Below are 16,465 nucleotides of genomic sequence, written 5' to 3' on the forward strand. Positions count from 1 at the left end.
GCCAAGCGCGGTGCAAGCCTGCGGGGCCTATTGCTCGCTCTGCCCGACCTCCACCGGTAGCTCGCCCTTCTGTTTGGCGATGGCGTACTGCTGGAACGCCTGGGCGATGTTGGCGCGCAGTTGCTCGTCGTCCCAGGGTTTGGTGAGGAACTTATAGATCGCCCCCTGGTTGATGGCGTCGGTCACCGATTTCAGGTCGGTATAGCCGGACAGCACGATGCGAATGGTCTCCGGATAAAGGTCTTTCACCCGGCTGAAGAACTCGGTGCCGTTCATTTCCGGCATGCGCTGGTCGGAAAGGATCACCTGCACGTCGTGCTTGGCCAGCAGTTCGAAGGCATCGTGGGCACGGTTGGCGGTGAGGATCTGGTAGCCATCGCGACGCAGCACGCGGGCCAGGGAGCGCAGGATGTTTTCCTCGTCGTCCAGCAGCAACAGTGTCTGGGCGTTCACCGCGTCGGCAGGGGTTTCCAATGGCGAGGCGCTCTGCAGGCGGCGTTCGCGCAGGAAGGCTTCCAGTTGGTCGAAGGGCATCGGCTTGGCGAAGTAGTAACCCTGGAACTCATCGCAGTGGCTCTTCTTCAGGAAGGCCACCTGCGGTTCGGTTTCCACCCCTTCGGCGATCACCCTTAGGCGCAGGTGGTGGGCCATGGAGATGATGCCCTGGGTGATGGCGGCATCGTGGCGGTCGCTGATCACTTCCTGGACGAAGGAGCGGTCGATCTTCACCTTGTCGATGGGCAGGCGCTTGAGGTAGTTGAGGCTGGAAAAGCCGGTGCCGAAATCGTCGATGGAAATGCGCAGTCCCAGCCCCTTGAGGGTATGCAGGGTATGGATGGCGCGCTCGGCGTTTTCCAGCAGCACGGTTTCGGTGATCTCCAGTTCCAGCAGCTCGGCCGGCAACCCCGTCTTCTTCAGCGTGGATACCACGGTATCGACGAAATTGGCGCGCTGGAACTGCACCGGCGAGACGTTCACCGAGATGGCGATATGGGCCAGCCCCTGGCTGTTCAGGGCCTTGCTCTGCCGGCAGGCGGTTTCCAGTACCCATTGGCTGAGCGGGATGATCTGCCCGGTGTCCTCGGCCACGGGCACGAACTGTGCCGGCGAGATGAAGCCCTGCTGGGCGTGGTTCCAGCGCAGCAAGGCTTCGGCGCCCACCACGCGGCCGGTGCGGCCATCGATCTGCGGCTGGTAGTACAGCTCGAAGTCCTTGCCTTCGATGGCCTTCTGCAACTCGTTGCGCAGGTTCACCCGCTCGCTGACCTTCTGATTGAGGTCCTTGGTGTACCACTGGTAATTGTTGCGGCCCTGCTGCTTGGCCTTGTACATCGCCAGGTCCGCCTGCTGGATCAGCAGGGTCGGCGGCTCGATGGTGCCGTCACTCAGGGTGATGCCGATGCTGGCGGTGACGTGCAGCTCGATGCCCTGGGCGCGATAGGGCCGCGCGATGCTCTCGATCAGCCGCTCGGCCACCAGCAGCACGTCTTCCTCCCTGGCCAGGTCGGGCAGCAGCACGACGAACTCGTCGCCGCTCAGGCGCGCCACGGTGTCGCCGGGGCGCACCTGCTGGTTCATGCGTCGCGCGACTTCCACCAGTATCTGGTCGCCGACGCTGTGGCCCATGGAATCGTTGATCGGCTTGAAACCGTCCAGGTCGATGAACATCACCGCCAGGCTGCGCTTGTAGCGCTGGGAGATGTTGCAGCCCTGGACCAGGCGGTCCTCCAGCAGCGAACGGTTGGGCAGCCCGGTAAGCACATCGTGGCTGGCGTTGTAGGCCAGCTCCGACTCGTAGCGCTTTTGCTCGGAGATGTCGTTCTGCACGCCGATGAAATGGGTGATGCAACCGTGCTCGTCCGGTACCGGGGCGATGTAGAGGTCGTTCCAGAAGGGCGAGCCGTCCTTGCGGAAGTTGCGCAGCACCACGTGGACGTCCTGCTGTTCCGCCAGGCAACGCTGGATTTCCTCCACCGCCGGTTGGTTGCGCTCCTCGCCCTGGAGAAAGCGGCAGTTGCGCCCGATGACTTCCTTGGCGGTGTAGCCGGTGATGCGTTCGAACGCCGGGTTCACGTAGATGATCGGCAGGTCGGGGGCCAGCGCATCGCAGATCAAGGCGCCGTTGTAGCTGGCGTCGATGCTGCGTTGCAGCAGGCGCAGCTGCTTCTCCACCGCCTTGCGCTGGCGAATGTCGCGCAGCGACAGCAGGCGCATGGTTTCGTTGTCCCACTCGGTCTGCGAACACTGGATCTCCACGTCCAGCGTTTCGCCGTTGGGCAGCGTCAGGCTCCATTCGCACAGGCCGCTCTGTCGCTCCGGCAATGCCAGCTTCTCTTGCTGCAACGCTTCCAGCGGCGCGCCGAGCAGGTTTTCCGCCGCCGGGTTGGCATAGCGCACCAGGCCCGCGGGACAAACCACCAGCACGGCATCGCGGTTATCGGTGAGCAACTGGCGGAAGGCCTGCTCCTTGCGCTCCACCTCGCGACTGGCGCGCAGTTTCTCGGTGACGTCCAGGGCCAGCACCAGGCGCGCGGGCAGGCCGTTGAAGTCGAAGTCGTGGGCCAGCAGCTCGACCTGCATCTCCCGCCCGCTCTTGTGCTGCTGGGTCCAGACACCGACGTTGCCCATCGGCCGCCCCTGGGCGTGGTAATCGAGGAAGCGCCGCTGCTCCTCCGGCGGACGAATATCCAGCACGGTCATGCCCAGCAGTTCCTCGCGCGAGTAGCCGTAGAGATCCACGGCCGCCTGATTGACCGCGAGGAAGGCGAGGCTGTCCTTGTGGAACACGTACATGGGTTCGGGATTGGTCTCGAACAGCAGGCGGTAGCGCGCTTCGCTGCCGGCCAGTTCCTCGATGACCTGTGCGCGACCGATGGCATAGCGGATGCTGCGCGCCAGCAAGCGGCTGTCGATCTGGCCCTTGACCAGGTAGTCGGCGGCGCCAAGGCTGACGGCGTTGGCGTCCAGCGACTCGTCGCCCTGGCCGGTGAGCAGGATGATCGGGGTGCGCACGCCGTAGTCCAGCGCATGGCGCAGCAGGTCCAGCCCGGATTCGGCGCCCAGCCGGTAGTCGATCAGCACCACGTCGTGACGCTGCTGGTCGATGGTTTCCAGGCCGCGCTGGTAGTCGCTGATCCACTCCAGCTCATAGCGCAGATGCCCGGCTTCGCGCAGCAGGTCGCGGGTGATCAGGTAGTCATCCTCGTCATCTTCGATCAACAGCAGTCGCAAGACTCGATCGTTCATGGCTTCAGGTGCTCGGCAGGAAGTTCGACGATATCCAGCCAGTAGTGGCCTAGGCTCTGCACGACCTGGAGCAGGCCACTGAAGCTGACCGGCTTGGTGATGAAGGAATTCACGCCATCGTGATAGCTGCGCAGGATGTCTTCCTCGTCGGTGGACGTAGTCAGGATGACCACCGGAATGCTGCGCAAAAGAGGGTCGGACTTGATCTCGGCAAGCGCTTCGCGGCCGTCCTTGAGCGGCATGTTCAGGTCCAGCAGGATCAGCCCGGGCAATGGATAGCGCCGGCGATCGGCGAACGGCGGCAGGCCCCGGAGGTAGCTCATCAGCTCCTCGCCGTTGTGCACGAAGCGGACTTCGTTGAGCACGCGGCTTTCTCGAAAGGCCTCGCGGGTCAGCAGGCAGTCGTCCGGGTCGTCGTCGGCGATCAGGATATGTACCGATTTGCGATCAGTCATTGGCGCTATCCCTATACGACAGGCATCTTGAAGGTGATGCGAAAAGTGGTGCCCTGCCCAGGGCTGCTGGTGGCGGTGATGCTGGCGCCATGGCGTTCCACGATTTTCTTGACGATGGCCAAGCCGATACCGGTACCCGGATAGGTCTGACGTCCGTGCAGGCGCTGGAACGGGTTGAAGATGCGGTCCAGGTACTTTTCGTCGAAGCCGATGCCCTGATCCGCCACACAGAGCGTCCATTCACCTGGTGTCTGGATTTCAGCATAGACACGAATGCGCGGCGGCTCCTCCTCGCGGTGGAATTTGATGGCGTTGCTCAGCAGGTTCTGCAGCAGCTGGCGCATTTGCAGCGGGTCGCCCTCGATGTCCGGCAGCGGTTGCCGGTCGATTCGCGCATCGCTGTGCTCCAGGGCGGTTTCCAGGTCCTGCAGCACCTCGTCGAGAATGCCGTCCAGGCTCAGGCGCTGGAACGGCTGGCCGCGACTGGTGACCCGCGAGTAGGCCAGCAGGTCGCGAATCAGCGACTGCATGCGCCCGGCGGCGGAGCTCATGCGCTGCACATAGTCGCGGCCTTCCTCGTCCAGGCCGGCGGCGCGATTCTGCAGGCGCTCGGCGAAGGCCTGGATCTTGCGCAGCGGCTCCTGCAGGTCGTGGGAGGCGACGAAGGCGAACTCCTGCAGTTCGCGGTTGCTGCGCTCCAGCTCGCGCAAGGTGCTTTGCAGCACCTGCTCGGCGTCCTTGCGCTCGCTGATGTCACGGGCGGCGCAATAGATCACCTGGTCCTCGCCGAGGGCGGCGCTCATCTGCAACCAGTGCCACTTGCCTTTGGCGTCGACCACGCGCGCTTCCAGGCCCTGGATCGGCTGGCCCTCGCGCATGTGCTGGATGGCCCGCAGCATATCGGGTTGGTCGTCGGGGGCGATCAGCTCCAGATAGGGCTGGCCGATCAGGCGGGCCGGTGCATAGCCCAGCACGGAGAGGAAAGCCGGGTTGACCTGGATGAAATGTCCGCCGAGGTCGAGCATGCAGAACATCTCCAGCGACAGGGTGAAGAACTGGTCACGCTCACGCATGGCCTGGTCGGCGCGACGCTGGGCGCTGACGTCGCGAAAGGCCAGCACCCAGCCGATGGAGCCCTGGGCGGACAGCAGCGGTGCGCTGTCGTAGGCCATGTACAGCTCCAGTCCGTCTTCGCGCATCAGCCGGAACTCGCCATGGCTGTTGCCCGGCATGGCCCGCCAGTCCGCCTCGGTGAGCGGCAGGAGCGCGCCCAGCGGCTGCCCGATCAACTCCTCGGCCGGCAAGCCGATTAAACGCGCGGCGGCCGGGTTGGCGAAGGTCAGGCGGCCCCTGGCGTCGATGGCGGTCAGCCCCTCGGTGACGCTGTCGGTGATCGCCGAGGTGAAGTCCAGTTGCTCCTGCAAGCGCTGCTCGCCGGCCAGTACCTCGCGCATCAGGCGGTTGATCTCGAAGACCGCCGTGGTCATCTGGGCAAACTGTTGGGCGATGGCCAGGTCGTCCTGGTCGAAATCGCCGCCTTTCTTGTCCGACAACTGCAACAGGCCGATGTTGTATCCACTGCGATCGGTGAGCGGCACCGCCAGCCAGCCGCGCAGCGGCGGTTGCTGCCGGGGCGCACTGTCCAGGCCGAACCAGTGCGGGTGGGTCTGCAAGTCGGTCTGGTTGAGCAACATCGGCTGATTGTCGGTGCAGACCTTTGCGCAAAGGCCGCCGAGCAGTATTTCCTGGCCTTCCTGGTTGGCGCTGTGGTCCTCGGCCTGCGACGTGGCCTGCAGCGGCAGCGCGTCCGGATCGTTGTAGCGCAGACGGATGCTGGCCCATTGGGCGCCGATCAGCAGGCGCAGGCGCTGCGACAGGTAGTCGAGCAAAACCTGGCCATCGAGTACCGAGCCCATGTTCAGGGCGGTATCGCTCAGTCCGCGCAGCAGCTCGGTCTGGCGTTCGGAGTGCTGCAGGGCGGTGCGCAGCGCCTGGGTCATGCGGTTGCGCTCGCCGATGTCCTTGGCGATGCCGTAGACCCCGACGATCTTGCCTTGCACCTTGATCGGCAGGTTGGTGACATCCAGTTCGAGAAGCTCGCCCTGCCGGCTGCGGCAGCGCACCTCGAAGTGCTGCGCCTCGCCGGCCCGCGCGGCCTTGAAATGGGCGCGAATGCGCGGCAGGTCCTCGACAAAGCCCAAGGCCGTGAAGTTCTTGCCGATCAGTTCTTCCTCGCGGTAGCCGGACAGCTCGCAGCCGGCCTGGTTGAGGCTCTGGTAGCGGCCGGCCAGGTCCAGGGCAAACACCGGGTGGGGGTTGAACGTGAACAGCGAGCGGTAGCGCTGCTCGTTTTCCTCCAGGCGCAAGCGATCCTGCCGGCGGGCGATGGCGATGGCGGCCAACTGGCTGGCGGTGGAAATCAGCTGCAACTGTTCGTCGTCCGGCCCCAGCGGCTGGTGGTGGTAGATCGCCAGGGAGCCGAGCACTTCGCCCGTGTGGGAGATCAGCGGGATCGACCAGCAGGCCCGCAAACCGTGGGCCAGCGCTGCGTCGCGGTATCCCTGCCAGAGCGGGTCGCTGGCGATGTCTTCGCAAATGACCATCTGCCGCAGGTAGACCGCCGTGCCGCAGGCGCCGGAGGCTGGGCCGATCGGCAGCTTTTCCAACTCGGCGCGATAGTCTTCCGGCAGGCTGGGGCCTGCCCCCAGGCAAAGATAGTGTTTTTGCTCGTGCACCAACATCACCGTGCACAGGGCCGTCGGGTCCCGGGCTTCGGCCATGTGGCAGATGGCGGCGAGGATGTCCGGGAGCGCCTGGTCGGTGGATACCATGCTGAGAATGTCGCGCTGGTCCTCGGCGTAGGCTTCGCTCTGCACGATCGGAGTGATGTCGTGGGCGACCGCGAACAGGCTCTTGTCGCTGGCTGACCAGGCTGCCGACCAGAGGATGTAGACGGTGCTGCCGTCTTTGCGCCGGAAGGCATGGCGCATGGTCTGGCTGTAGGTGCCGGCGATCATGGCCTGCAGCTCGTGGGTGGCCTGCACGCGGTCCTCCGGCTGCACGAAGGCCAGGTAGCGGCGGCCGATCATTTCCTCCGGCAGGTAGCCGAACACGGCGTGGCTGGACGGGCTGACCTGGGTGAAGCGGCCCTCTTCATCGAGGGAGCAGAGCACGTCCAGGGAGCACTCCATGATGCGCTGGTTGGTCGCTTGCAGGCTGGACTGGCGGTGCAGGCTGGCCTCCAGTTCGGCATTGGCCAGGCGCAGGCGTTCGCTGCGTTCGATGGCAAGGTTGGCCAGGCGCTGGCTGAGCATGAGGAAGAAGCTGAACGTCAGCCCAAAAAACATCACCAGCGTCGGCAGGTAGGCGGTGGCGAAATGCCGGTGGGCATTGTCCAGGTAGCTGACCAGGCGCCAGTCGATGGCGTGGGGCAGGGTGGCCGTCAGCTCGCCCAGCGGCATCGCCAGCAGCGGCTTGTCTTCGCTCGGTGGACCGTAGATTTGCAGATCGTCCTCGAAGATGCGCAGCAGGAAGCCGTCGCGCTCGTTGCCGAGCAGCGGCGCGAGCATGCGCGGGATATTGAATTCGGCCACCAGCAACCAGTCCTGGCCGGGCAGTTGCATCGGTACGGCGATCAGCAGCGCGGCCTCTTCACCGTCGTGCCGCTGCGCCCGGCTGATGTCCTCGATGCCGGTGCGCTGTACCTGCTGCAGCCAGGCGCGCCGTTCGGGGCTGGAGAGGAAATGCTCCAGCCAATGCAGGGCGTCGGCGTTCCGGGCCTCTACCTTGTACGGGCGCAGCTCGCTGTCCAGCAAGCCCAGCAGACGCAGGTTGGGGGCATCGCGCAGGTAACTGCCGGCCTCCTGCTGCCACAACTGCGGCGACGGCAGGTCGCCCAGCACCTTCCAGCGCTCGGCCATGCGCTGGATCAGAGCCAGGCGGTCCACCAGGGCCTGCTCGCTGGTGATCTTGCTCTTGGAGAGCAGCAGGGCACTTTGCTGGACCAGGGCATTGGTGTTCTGCAGGCTCAACTGATACCAGGCGATGCAGGTCAGCAGGGTGCCCAGCGCTCCGGCAATCAGGCTCAAGCCATCGAGCGCCGGTTCGCCGGAGCGGTGCTGAACGGGCAACAGCAGCACCGCTAGGCCGAGGGCGAGGATTAGCAGGTTGGCGATGCCGGCGCTCTCCGGCTTGAAGCCCAGCAGCAGCGGGTTGACCCAGGGGATCCAGATCGCCAGCTGGGCCGCCGCGCCGAGCAGGGCGATGGCCAGTCCGACGGCGCGGCTGAACGGCTGCACGCGGGGCCCCAGGAAGCTGCTGCCCATTGCCAGGGCGAGCAGAATCGCGACGATCGCCAGCGGGCTGCGGATGCGCAGGAACCCGGTAAGCACCGAGGTGCCCTGGTTGGCCCCGCCGGCCAGCAGATTGTGGGCCAAGCTGTAGCCACACAGGGCGAGCACCAGGAAGGTCGTCAGCAGGTACGGACGTCGCCAGCGGCGCACCGCGCTGAGCAAGGCCAGGCCAAGCAGCAGCGAGGTGGTGGCCCCGTCCGGCAACAGTGCCACCGAATAGGGCGTGGGCCGCTCCAACCGCCAATAGCCGATCAGGCTGATCGAGCCGAGCGACAGCAAGGCGAAGGCCAGCACATGCAGAAAGGCTTGCAGGGCGACGTAGCGGGCTTTCATCTACAGGGCCTGCGGGCCGAGCAGGCGCAACACTTCCTCGGCGGTGGTGAAGCCCTGTCGCAGTTTGTCGCGGGCGTCATCCAGCAGCGTCAGCATGCCTTGCTCATGGGCCAGGTGCTGCAACTGGGTGACCCCGAGTCCCTGGATGATGGCATCGCGCAGGGCGTCGTTCATGGTCAGCACTTCATGGATGCCGATCCGCCCCTTGTAGCCATGGTGGCACTGGTTGCAGCCGCGACCGCGGTAGTAGCGCATCTCCTGGTCGAGAAAGGCCGGGCCCAGGCGCTTGAGCACGTCCATCGGCGGCTCGACCTCCTCCCGGCAGTGCGCGCACACGCGGCGCACCAGGCGCTGGGCGATGATCGCCTCCAGGGCTGACGCCAGCACGTAGGGCTTGAGGCCGAGGTCGAGCAGGCGGGCGATGGTGGCCACCGCCGAGTTGGTGTGCAGGGTGGAGAACACCAGGTGGCCAGTGAGCGCGGCATGGAAGGCCACGTCGGCGGTTTCTTCGTCGCGGATTTCGCCGAGCAGGATCACGTCCGGGTCCTGGCGCAGGATGGCGCGCAGGATGCTGGCGAAGTTCAGGCCGATGCGTTCGCGCACCGGCACCTGGCCGGCGAGGTCGACGTGGAATTCCACCGGGTCCTCGATGGTGACGTAGTTTTTCTCGGAACTGGCGTCGTGCTGGAGCAGGGCATAGAGCGTGGTGGTCTTGCCGCTGCCGGTGGGGCCGGTGGCGAGCACGATGCCCTGCGGCTTGCTGACCACGTGCATCAGGCGCGACAGGTTGTGGGGCGACAGCCCGAGGTCTTCCAGCGACTGCGCCGCCGACTGCCGCTCCAGCACGCGCATGACGACTTTCTCGCCGTTGATGGTGGGCAGGGTGGAGATGCGTAGATCGACGATGCGCATCGGCGTCTTGACCGTGATGCGGCCATCCTGCGGACGGCGCCGCTCGGTGATGTCCAGCTCGGCCATGACCTTGATCCGCGACACCACGGCCATCAGCAGGGTGCTCGGCACCTGGATCTTGTCTTGCAGCACACCGTCGATGCGGTAGCGCACGATTACCTGCTTGGTGCGCGGGTGGATGTGGATGTCGCTGGCGCCCAGGCGCAGGGCTTCGAGAATGATGGCGTTGACCAGGCGAATGGCTGGTGGGTCTTCCGAGCTGCCGAGCAGTTCCTCCAGGTTTTCGCTGGCATCGTCATCGAGCACGATCTCGATGCCTTCGTAGGGGTCGCTGCTGCCGACCACGGTGGCGATGTCTTCCAGGTGCGGGTTGTCCTCACCGAAGACTTCCTTGAGTTTGGCCTGCATCTGCGACGCCTCGCAGAGCAGCGGGTGGATGGTAAGGCCGCAGACGAAACCCAGTTCGTCGATCAGGCCCTGGTCCATGGGGTCGGCCATGGCCAGGCGCAGGCGCTTGTTCAACACGCGCAGCGGCAGCACCAGTTGTCGCGTGCAGACGGCCTGGGGAATCAGAGACAGCAGGGCGGGATCGATCTGGAATTCACGCAGGTCGATCTCCTCGAACATCAGGTCCTCGCGCAGCAACTGGTAGATCTTCTGCGGCGGCACCCAGTCGTGTTGCAGCAGTTGGCGCAGCACCGAACTCTTGTGGGCCTGCATCTCCTTGTGCAGCTGCTGGATCTGCTGGGCGTTGAGCAGGCTCTTCTTGTGCAGCAGGATGGCCAGCTGGCTGCGGTTGGTGACGCTCAGCTTGGCCAGGGTTTCCAGGTCGCGGTGCTGTTTCTTGTTTTCCTTCTCCAGGGCGCGGTTGCGCTGCATCAGTTCGTACTGTTCCAGCGCCAGGGCGATGGTCAGGCGCAGGTCGTCGTCGTTCCAGGGTTTGAGGATGAACCGATAGACCGCGCCGTCCTTGATCGAACCCATCACCGCGTCGGTGTTGGCATGGCCGGTGAGCATGATGCGAATGGTGTCCGGCCACTGCTCGCGAATCCGCCGCAGCAGCTCGCTGCCGTTCATGCCGGGCATCATGAAGTCGCTGATGACCAGCTCCACCGGCTGGTTTTCCAGGATCTTCAGTGCCTCGGCGGCGTTGCGGGCGAAGTGCAGTTGATAGTTCTCCCGCTGCAGCACGCGCCGCAACGCCGCGAGAATGTTGGCCTCGTCGTCCACCAGCAGCAGATGGTAGGGCGCCGCCGGGCGGCTGCTGGGCTGCTCGGCGACGGCGTCGCCAACGAACAGTGAGGCGTAGCGTTTGGCCATGCGGATTCCTTAGCTCAACGCGAAGCGCACAGTGGCCCGGGTGCCCCGGCCGACCTGGCTGTCCAGATGGATTTCGCCCTGGTGCGCGGAAAGGATGTCGCGCGTGACGGAGAGTCCCAGGCCGGTACCGGAGCCGACGTCACGGGTGGTGAAAAAGGGATCGAAGACCTGCTTCAGGGTCGGCTCGGCAATGCCGCAGCCGTTGTCCTCGATGACGATCTCCAGGGCCTGGTCGGTCTGGCGGCTACGGACGTCGATGCGGCCGTTCTCGCCCAGTGCCTTGGCGGCGTTGTCCAGCAGGTTGTAGAACGCCTGGGACAGCTTGGCCGGATAGCCGGCCAGCTTGGGCAGTTCGCCGAGATCGAGGTGGATGTTCTGCGCCCGTGGGTTTTCCGCCTGCAGCAGGTGGCAGGTGGTGGTCAGCAGGGCGTTGAGGTCACAGGGCACGAAGTCGGCCTGGTCGATGTTGGAGAAGGTCTTGAGGTCGGCGACGATGCGCGCGATGCGCTGGCTACCGACCAGGGACTCCTGCAGCAGCGCGCGGAAGTCCTCCAGCAGGTGGCCGGCCTCCGGATCGCCGCGCAGCTTGGCACCCAGTTCGTTGAGGTAGTCGCCGGCCACCCTGAGGTTGCTGCTGATGAAACCCAGCGGGTTGTTGATCTCATGGGCGACCCCCGCCGCCAGTTGGCCGACGGAGCGCAGCCGCGCGCTTTCGTACAATTGCTGCTGGGCTTGCTCGACCAGCTTGACCTGGGCGTCGACGCGCTGCTGCAACTGCTCGGACAGCGCCTTGTAGCGCGCTTTCGAGGCCATCAGGGCGCGGTTGCGGCTTTGCAGCTCGGCGAAGTTGGCCTGGGTGGTGTCGTTGTGCAGGTTGGCGGCCAGGCGGTACTTGGCTGTCTGCAGGAGCAGAACTTCCAGCAGGCGCGCCGCGGCCTCGCGACGCTCCGGCGGCAGGTCGCCATGCAGCCAGCCGAGGGTTTCCAGGTTCAGTTCCAGCGGTTCGCCGTCGGCCTGCGGTGCTTCGCTGAGGTGCAGAGTGCCACCGCCCAGTTCGCCGAGCAGGCGACACAGGCGGGCCTGTTGCTCGCTCGGCAGCAGATCGGCCAGCGTCGGGTCTTCTTCGAAATTAAGCATGGGGTACCTCGTGGGCGATGCTCAGCAGGCGCACGAAGCTCTCGGCGTCGATGCCATGCTCGGCCGCGAGGGCGTATTCCCGGTCCAGCGACGGATACAGCCGTGCCAGCAACTGGCGAAAGCTCTCCACCACGCCCTGGCCCTGCAGGGCGCTGGCCAGGCTCAGCGGCGCCCAGGGGGTGGCGGCCCAGCGCTTCTGCAGTTCGCTCTCGTCGACGGCTTCGGGCAGGTCGCGCTTGTTGAACTGCACCACCAGCGGCAACTGCTCGATATCCATGCCCAGCTTTTGCAGGTTGTCGGCCAGGTTGTCGAAGGCGGTGGCGTTGTTGTCCTGCTGGTTGGGGTGCGAGTCGGCGATGAAGAGCACGCCGTCGGCGCGGGACAGCACGGCCTTGCGCGTGCTGTCGTGCTGCACCTGGCCGGGCACGGTGTAGAGCTTCAGGCGCAGGTCCAGGCCGCTGGCGCTGCGCAGGCCGATCGGCAGCAGGTCGAAGAACAGGGTGCGGTCGTCACGGGTCTCCAGCACCATCAGCTCTCCCTTGCGCTGTGGGTTGAGCAGGCTGTGCAGTTGCATCAGGTTGGTGGTCTTGCCGCTCAGTGCCGGTCCGTAGTAGACCACCTTGAGGTTGAGCTTGCGCTCATTCGCCTGATAATCGGCCATCGTCGAATTCGCCCATTTCGTCGAGCACTATGGCCCCGTCTTCATCGCGTTTGACCCGGGTCAGCCCGGGATGCTCGCGCTCCAGGCGCAGCAACTCCTGGTGCTGGCGGTCTAGAGCGCTCTGTTGTCGGCGTACCTGGGCGATCAGGCGTTCGTTCTCCACCCGCAGCATGTAGAGATCGATGGCGGCACGCAGCGCGGCTTCGATCTCGTAGTCCTCCCAGGGTTTGGAAATGAAGCGGTAGACCTCGGCCTGGTTGATCGCCTGCATCATCGACTGGCGGTCGCCATGGCCGGTCAGCAGCAGGCGCATCGCATGGGGCTGGCGCTGCTTGGCGAACTGCAGGTAGGTCACCCCGTCCAGGTGCGGCATCTTGTAGTCGGAAACGATCACCGCGTACTCGTGTTCGGTCAGCGCATCGAGGGCTTCCTGCACGTCGGTGAAGGTATGGATGTCCCAGTCATGGGGACGCAGCAGGCGTTGCAGCGCTTTGAGTATCTGCGGCTCGTCGTCCAGCAGTTGGATCTTGATCATGCTTTCTGCTCCTGGGGGGCGAGCGCCGCGTCGTCGGCGGTACGAACGAACAGGGTGTACTTGCCGCCTTCGCTGGATTCGAAGGCGATCAGCTTTTCGATGAGGATGCGCGTCAGTTGCTTGCCTTCGTTGAGCAGCAGCATGCCGTTGTTGGCGTGCAGGTTGCGGGCGAGCACCATGCCAGGGGCCAGCCGGCGGGTATCGAGGGCGATGATGCTTGGGTCGGCCAGCGTGAGGTCCGGTGCCAGCTCGGTGCAGAGGGTGATGAAGCGGTCGCACATCTCGGGGTCGTAGAGTCGGCCGCTGTATTTCTTGACCAGCAGCAAGGCTTCGTCGCGATTGAGCCGGCGTTCGAGCACGATGCCACGCTGCAACTCGATGAAATCCACCGCCAGCTTCAGCAGTCGCGCGCCCACGGGGATGGCCTCGCCCTTGAGGCGGTCGGGAAAGCCGCTGCCGTCCCAGCGCTCCTGATGGTGGCGGATGATGCGCGCGGCATCCTGCAGGGGCTCCAGCGCCATCAGCAGGCTTTCGCCCTGGGCCGGGTACTGCCGGTAGCGCTCGCGCTCCTGCTTGTAGAGCAGATCGGACGGGCGGATGAGCAACTGGTCGTCCCAGGTCAGCTTGCCCACGTTGTAGAGGGCCGCGGCCATGGCCAGGTCGTTGGTGGGGCCTTCGCCGAAGCCGTGCTGTTCGGCGTAGGAGCGCACCAGGGCGATCACTTGGGTATTGGTCTGTCGGTCCCTCGGTATGCGCTGGTTGACCAGGCTGGAGAACACTTCGGTGGCGGTGACGTAGCTGCGTTTGAGCTCCTCGTAGGCCAGGTCGAGCATGTCCGCGGTCTGTTCCAGCTCGGCGGTGCGGGCCTTGACCCGCTGCTCGAGGGTCGCGTTGAGCTCCTGCAGCCGCTGGTTCTGCTCGTGGGTAAGTTCCACCAGGCGCAGCCGCTCGCGCTCCGAATGCTGGAAGGCCAGCGCCTGGCGGATGATCAGGCGCAACTCGTCGTCGTCCCAGGGCTTGCTGATGTAGCGGTAGATCTGCCCCTGGTTGATGGCGCGAATGGTGGTGGTGATGTCGGCGTAGCCGGTGAGCAGGATGCGCATGGTTTCCGGCCAGTGCTTCTGCACTTCGGCCAGCAGGGTGGCGCCATCCATGCCGGGCATGCGCGCGTCGGAGATCACCAGGTCGACCGGTTGCTGGCGCAAGGCTTCCAGGGCCTGCTCGCCGCCGTTGGCGACCTGCACCCGGTAGCCCTCGCTCCTGAGTACGCGGCGCAGGCTGTTGAGGATGTTCTCTTCGTCGTCCACCAGCAGCACGCTGGCGATGGGGGCGGTGTTCGCTTCACTCATGGCGCACAGGCTCGTCATTGGTTGACTCCGGCGTCGGTTGCTCGATTGGCAGCCAGACGCGGAAGCGCGTGCCCTGGCCCGGTTCGCTGAACACGTCGATGCGGCCATGGTGCTTCTGGATGATGCTGTAGGAGAGCGCCAGTCCCAGACCGGTGCCCTTGCCCACCGGCTTGGTGGTAAAGAACGGCTCGTAGATGCGATTGAGCAGGCGCGGCTCGATGCCCTTGCCGTTGTCTTCCACCTCGAACCAGACCTGGTTGCCCTCCTGCCCGGTGCGCAGGCAGATGCGGCCGAATTGCTGCTCGATGGCGTGGGCGGCGTTGACCAGCAGGTTCATCACCACCTGGTTGATCTGCGAGGGAATGCACTCCACTTCGGGCAGGTCGCTGTACTCCTTGATCACCTCGGCCTTGTACTTCAGCTCGTTGTTGACCACGTTGAGCGTGGTATCCAGCCCGCGGTGCAGATCGGCGGGGCGGAATTCCTCTTCGTCGATGTGGGAGAAGTCCTTGAGCGCGGTGATGATGCGCTTGACCCGGTCGATGCCATCGCCGGACTCGTTGATCAGCGCCTCGACATCATTGCGGATGTAGTCGTATTCGAGGCTTTCCTTGAGTTGGCGCAGGTCGTTGAGCGTGGCGACGTTGTCCACCGCGTCGATGATGCGCAGCAGGTCGTTGACGTAGCCGGCAAGCGTCTGCAGGTTGGAGAACACGTAGCCGATGGGGTTGTTGATCTCGTGGGCCACGCCAGCGGCCAGTTGGCCGATGGCGGCGAGCTTTTCCGATTGCAGCAGCTGGTTGTTGGCCTGCTCCAGCTTGTGGATCAGTTGCTCCTGCTCGGACTGCTTGCTGCCCAGCGCATCCAGCGCGGCCTCCAGCTTGTCGTTGGTCTTGGCCAGGTCGGAAATGTCGTACAGCACCACGCCATAGTAGGACTGGCCCGCCGACTCGAAGGGAAACAGCAGCGTGCTTTGCAGCATCAGCGGGTTCCTGGGGGCGGTGCCCGGCAGGCGCACAAGGAAGGGATCGTCACGCCATTGGACGTAGACATGGCGGCCTTCCCGGGCCTGGTCGATCATCTCCTGCAGGCGCGGCGTATCGGCTTCCGGAAAGATTTCGATGAACGGCTGGTTTTTCGCCGTCTGCAGGGATTTACCGCTGCAGCGGCTGATAAAGTCATTCCAGTACTGGATCCGCAACTCTTGATCGAGTATGAGCAGGCCGACACCTATGTGCTCGACAAGAGCAATCGCCAAGTGAGGTTGGCTGCTGTCCATCGCAGGCTCCGCGTCGTGTTTGGTCTTAGTTGGAACGTAAAGAATGAGCTAAGTTGTAGTCAGTTTACTGACGCCTTGATTATGGCGCATTGACATCAAAATGCCATTACGTTGATTTCCAGTCCTTCTCGCAGTCAGGGTAGACCATGGAACTAGACACGCAGGACGACTCGCGCATCCGCTACGAATTTCATTTCGCGGATGGCCACAGCTGGAGCCATGAAGTCAGTCTGCTGCCCGAGCAAACCGTTTCCGAGGCGTTGCCGGAGTGGACGCGCCTGGGCTTCCAGCAGTGCCGCCACTGCCCGCTGAACGAGGCGGAGTCGCCCCATTGCCCGTTCGCCGCGGCACTGGCCAAGCCGGTGAGGCAACTGGCGCAGAGCGCTTCCTATGAGGAGGTCGACGTGCGGGTGCTGTGGCGCGGACGGGAGATTCGCCAGCACACCACCTTGCAGCGTGCGGTAGGCTCCCTCCTGGGCGCGGTGGGCGGCGCCTCCGGTTGCCCGCACACCCGGCTGCTCAAGGCCATGGCTTGGTTCCACTGGCCGTTCAGTTCGTCCGACGAAACGCTTTACCGCGTACTCGGCACCTACCTGCTCGGGCAGCACCTGCGGGAGCAACGCGGCTTGAGCGCCGACCGCTCGCTGGAAGGGCTGCGGGAGGTCTACCGCAACCTGCGCCAGGTCAACCTGGGCATGGCCAAGCGCCTGCGCGCCGCCGCAGAGGCCGACTCCAGCCCGAACGGGTTGATCCTGCTGGATCTGCTGGCGGCCGATACGCTGTATTCGCTGGACCAGTATGACGGCGAGCTGGACAAGTTCTTCGCCGAATACTTCGAGGACGGGCCAGGCACTGTCTAGCCGAACGAGGCGTCTCGGCAACCGGG

Annotated in this window: 10 protein-coding genes; 1 reads left to right on the top strand and 9 read right to left on the bottom strand. The window is 64.8% G+C overall.

Translation table 11 applies throughout. The annotated features are described in order from the left end of the window. Nucleotides 1-27 precede the first annotated feature (27 nt). Genes ACWKV7_RS18840 through ACWKV7_RS18880 form a run of 9 tightly spaced genes read right to left on the bottom strand, consistent with a single transcriptional unit; the run spans nucleotide 28 to nucleotide 15,579 of the window. On the bottom strand, nucleotides 28-3,246 hold the full coding sequence (locus ACWKV7_RS18840) for an EAL domain-containing protein (protein ID WP_483859231.1): 3,219 nt from the start codon (nucleotides 3,244-3,246) through the stop codon (nucleotides 28-30). After that, nucleotides 3,243-3,701, bottom strand: coding sequence for a response regulator (locus ACWKV7_RS18845; RefSeq protein ID WP_483859232.1), 459 nt, complete (start codon nucleotides 3,699-3,701; stop codon nucleotides 3,243-3,245). The genes ACWKV7_RS18840 and ACWKV7_RS18845 overlap by 4 nt, the downstream gene beginning before the upstream one ends. Nucleotides 3,702-3,712: 11 nt before the next feature. Then, entirely contained in the window at nucleotides 3,713-8,386 is a 4,674-nt protein-coding gene (locus ACWKV7_RS18850; RefSeq protein WP_483859233.1) for a PAS domain S-box protein, read from the bottom strand. After that, a complete protein-coding gene (locus tag ACWKV7_RS18855; protein ID WP_483859234.1) occupies nucleotides 8,387-10,618 on the bottom strand; it encodes an ATPase, T2SS/T4P/T4SS family in 2,232 nt (743 codons plus the stop codon). 9 nt (nucleotides 10,619-10,627) lie between these two features. Further along, nucleotides 10,628-11,755, bottom strand: coding sequence for a sensor histidine kinase (locus ACWKV7_RS18860; RefSeq protein ID WP_483859235.1), 1,128 nt, complete (start codon nucleotides 11,753-11,755; stop codon nucleotides 10,628-10,630). Then, entirely contained in the window at nucleotides 11,748-12,416 is a 669-nt protein-coding gene (locus ACWKV7_RS18865; protein ID WP_483859236.1) for a GTP-binding protein, read from the bottom strand. Before ACWKV7_RS18865 ends, ACWKV7_RS18860 begins: the two co-directional genes overlap by 8 nt. Continuing rightward, on the bottom strand, nucleotides 12,394-12,951 hold the full coding sequence (locus ACWKV7_RS18870; protein ID WP_483859237.1) for a response regulator: 558 nt from the start codon (nucleotides 12,949-12,951) through the stop codon (nucleotides 12,394-12,396). Before ACWKV7_RS18870 ends, ACWKV7_RS18865 begins: the two co-directional genes overlap by 23 nt. Continuing rightward, nucleotides 12,948-14,300 carry a response regulator c-di-GMP phosphodiesterase, NosR family gene (gene nosR / locus ACWKV7_RS18875; protein ID WP_483859238.1) on the bottom strand — a complete coding sequence of 451 codons (1,353 nt, stop codon included), beginning with the start codon at nucleotides 14,298-14,300 and terminating at the stop codon, nucleotides 12,948-12,950. Before nosR ends, ACWKV7_RS18870 begins: the two co-directional genes overlap by 4 nt. Beyond that, nucleotides 14,293-15,579: an ATP-binding protein gene (locus ACWKV7_RS18880; RefSeq protein WP_483859239.1), complete on the bottom strand. Its 1,287-nt coding sequence runs from the start codon at nucleotides 15,577-15,579 to the stop codon at nucleotides 14,293-14,295. Before ACWKV7_RS18880 ends, nosR begins: the two co-directional genes overlap by 8 nt. A gap of 146 nt (nucleotides 15,580-15,725) precedes the next feature. Between ACWKV7_RS18880 and ACWKV7_RS18885 the strand changes: the two genes are divergently transcribed. Further along, entirely contained in the window at nucleotides 15,726-16,439 is a 714-nt protein-coding gene (locus tag ACWKV7_RS18885) for a DUF6901 family protein (RefSeq protein WP_483859240.1), read from the top strand. Nucleotides 16,440-16,465: the final 26 nt, after the last annotated feature.

The sequence above is a fragment of the Zestomonas ipomoeae genome (assembly GCF_057128665.1).

Coding starts and splice junctions, on each gene's coding strand:
- ACWKV7_RS18840 (WP_483859231.1), bottom strand. CDS start 3,246: ATGAACGATCGAGTCTTGCGACTGCTGTTGATCGAAGATGACGAGGAT.
- ACWKV7_RS18845 (WP_483859232.1), bottom strand. CDS start 3,701: ATGACTGATCGCAAATCGGTACATATCCTGATCGCCGACGACGACCCG.
- ACWKV7_RS18850 (WP_483859233.1), bottom strand. CDS start 8,386: ATGAAAGCCCGCTACGTCGCCCTGCAAGCCTTTCTGCATGTGCTGGCC.
- ACWKV7_RS18855 (WP_483859234.1), bottom strand. CDS start 10,618: ATGGCCAAACGCTACGCCTCACTGTTCGTTGGCGACGCCGTCGCCGAG.
- ACWKV7_RS18860 (WP_483859235.1), bottom strand. CDS start 11,755: ATGCTTAATTTCGAAGAAGACCCGACGCTGGCCGATCTGCTGCCGAGC.
- ACWKV7_RS18865 (WP_483859236.1), bottom strand. CDS start 12,416: ATGGCCGATTATCAGGCGAATGAGCGCAAGCTCAACCTCAAGGTGGTC.
- ACWKV7_RS18870 (WP_483859237.1), bottom strand. CDS start 12,951: ATGATCAAGATCCAACTGCTGGACGACGAGCCGCAGATACTCAAAGCG.
- nosR (WP_483859238.1), bottom strand. CDS start 14,300: ATGAGTGAAGCGAACACCGCCCCCATCGCCAGCGTGCTGCTGGTGGAC.
- ACWKV7_RS18880 (WP_483859239.1), bottom strand. CDS start 15,579: ATGGACAGCAGCCAACCTCACTTGGCGATTGCTCTTGTCGAGCACATA.
- ACWKV7_RS18885 (WP_483859240.1), top strand. CDS start 15,726: ATGGAACTAGACACGCAGGACGACTCGCGCATCCGCTACGAATTTCAT.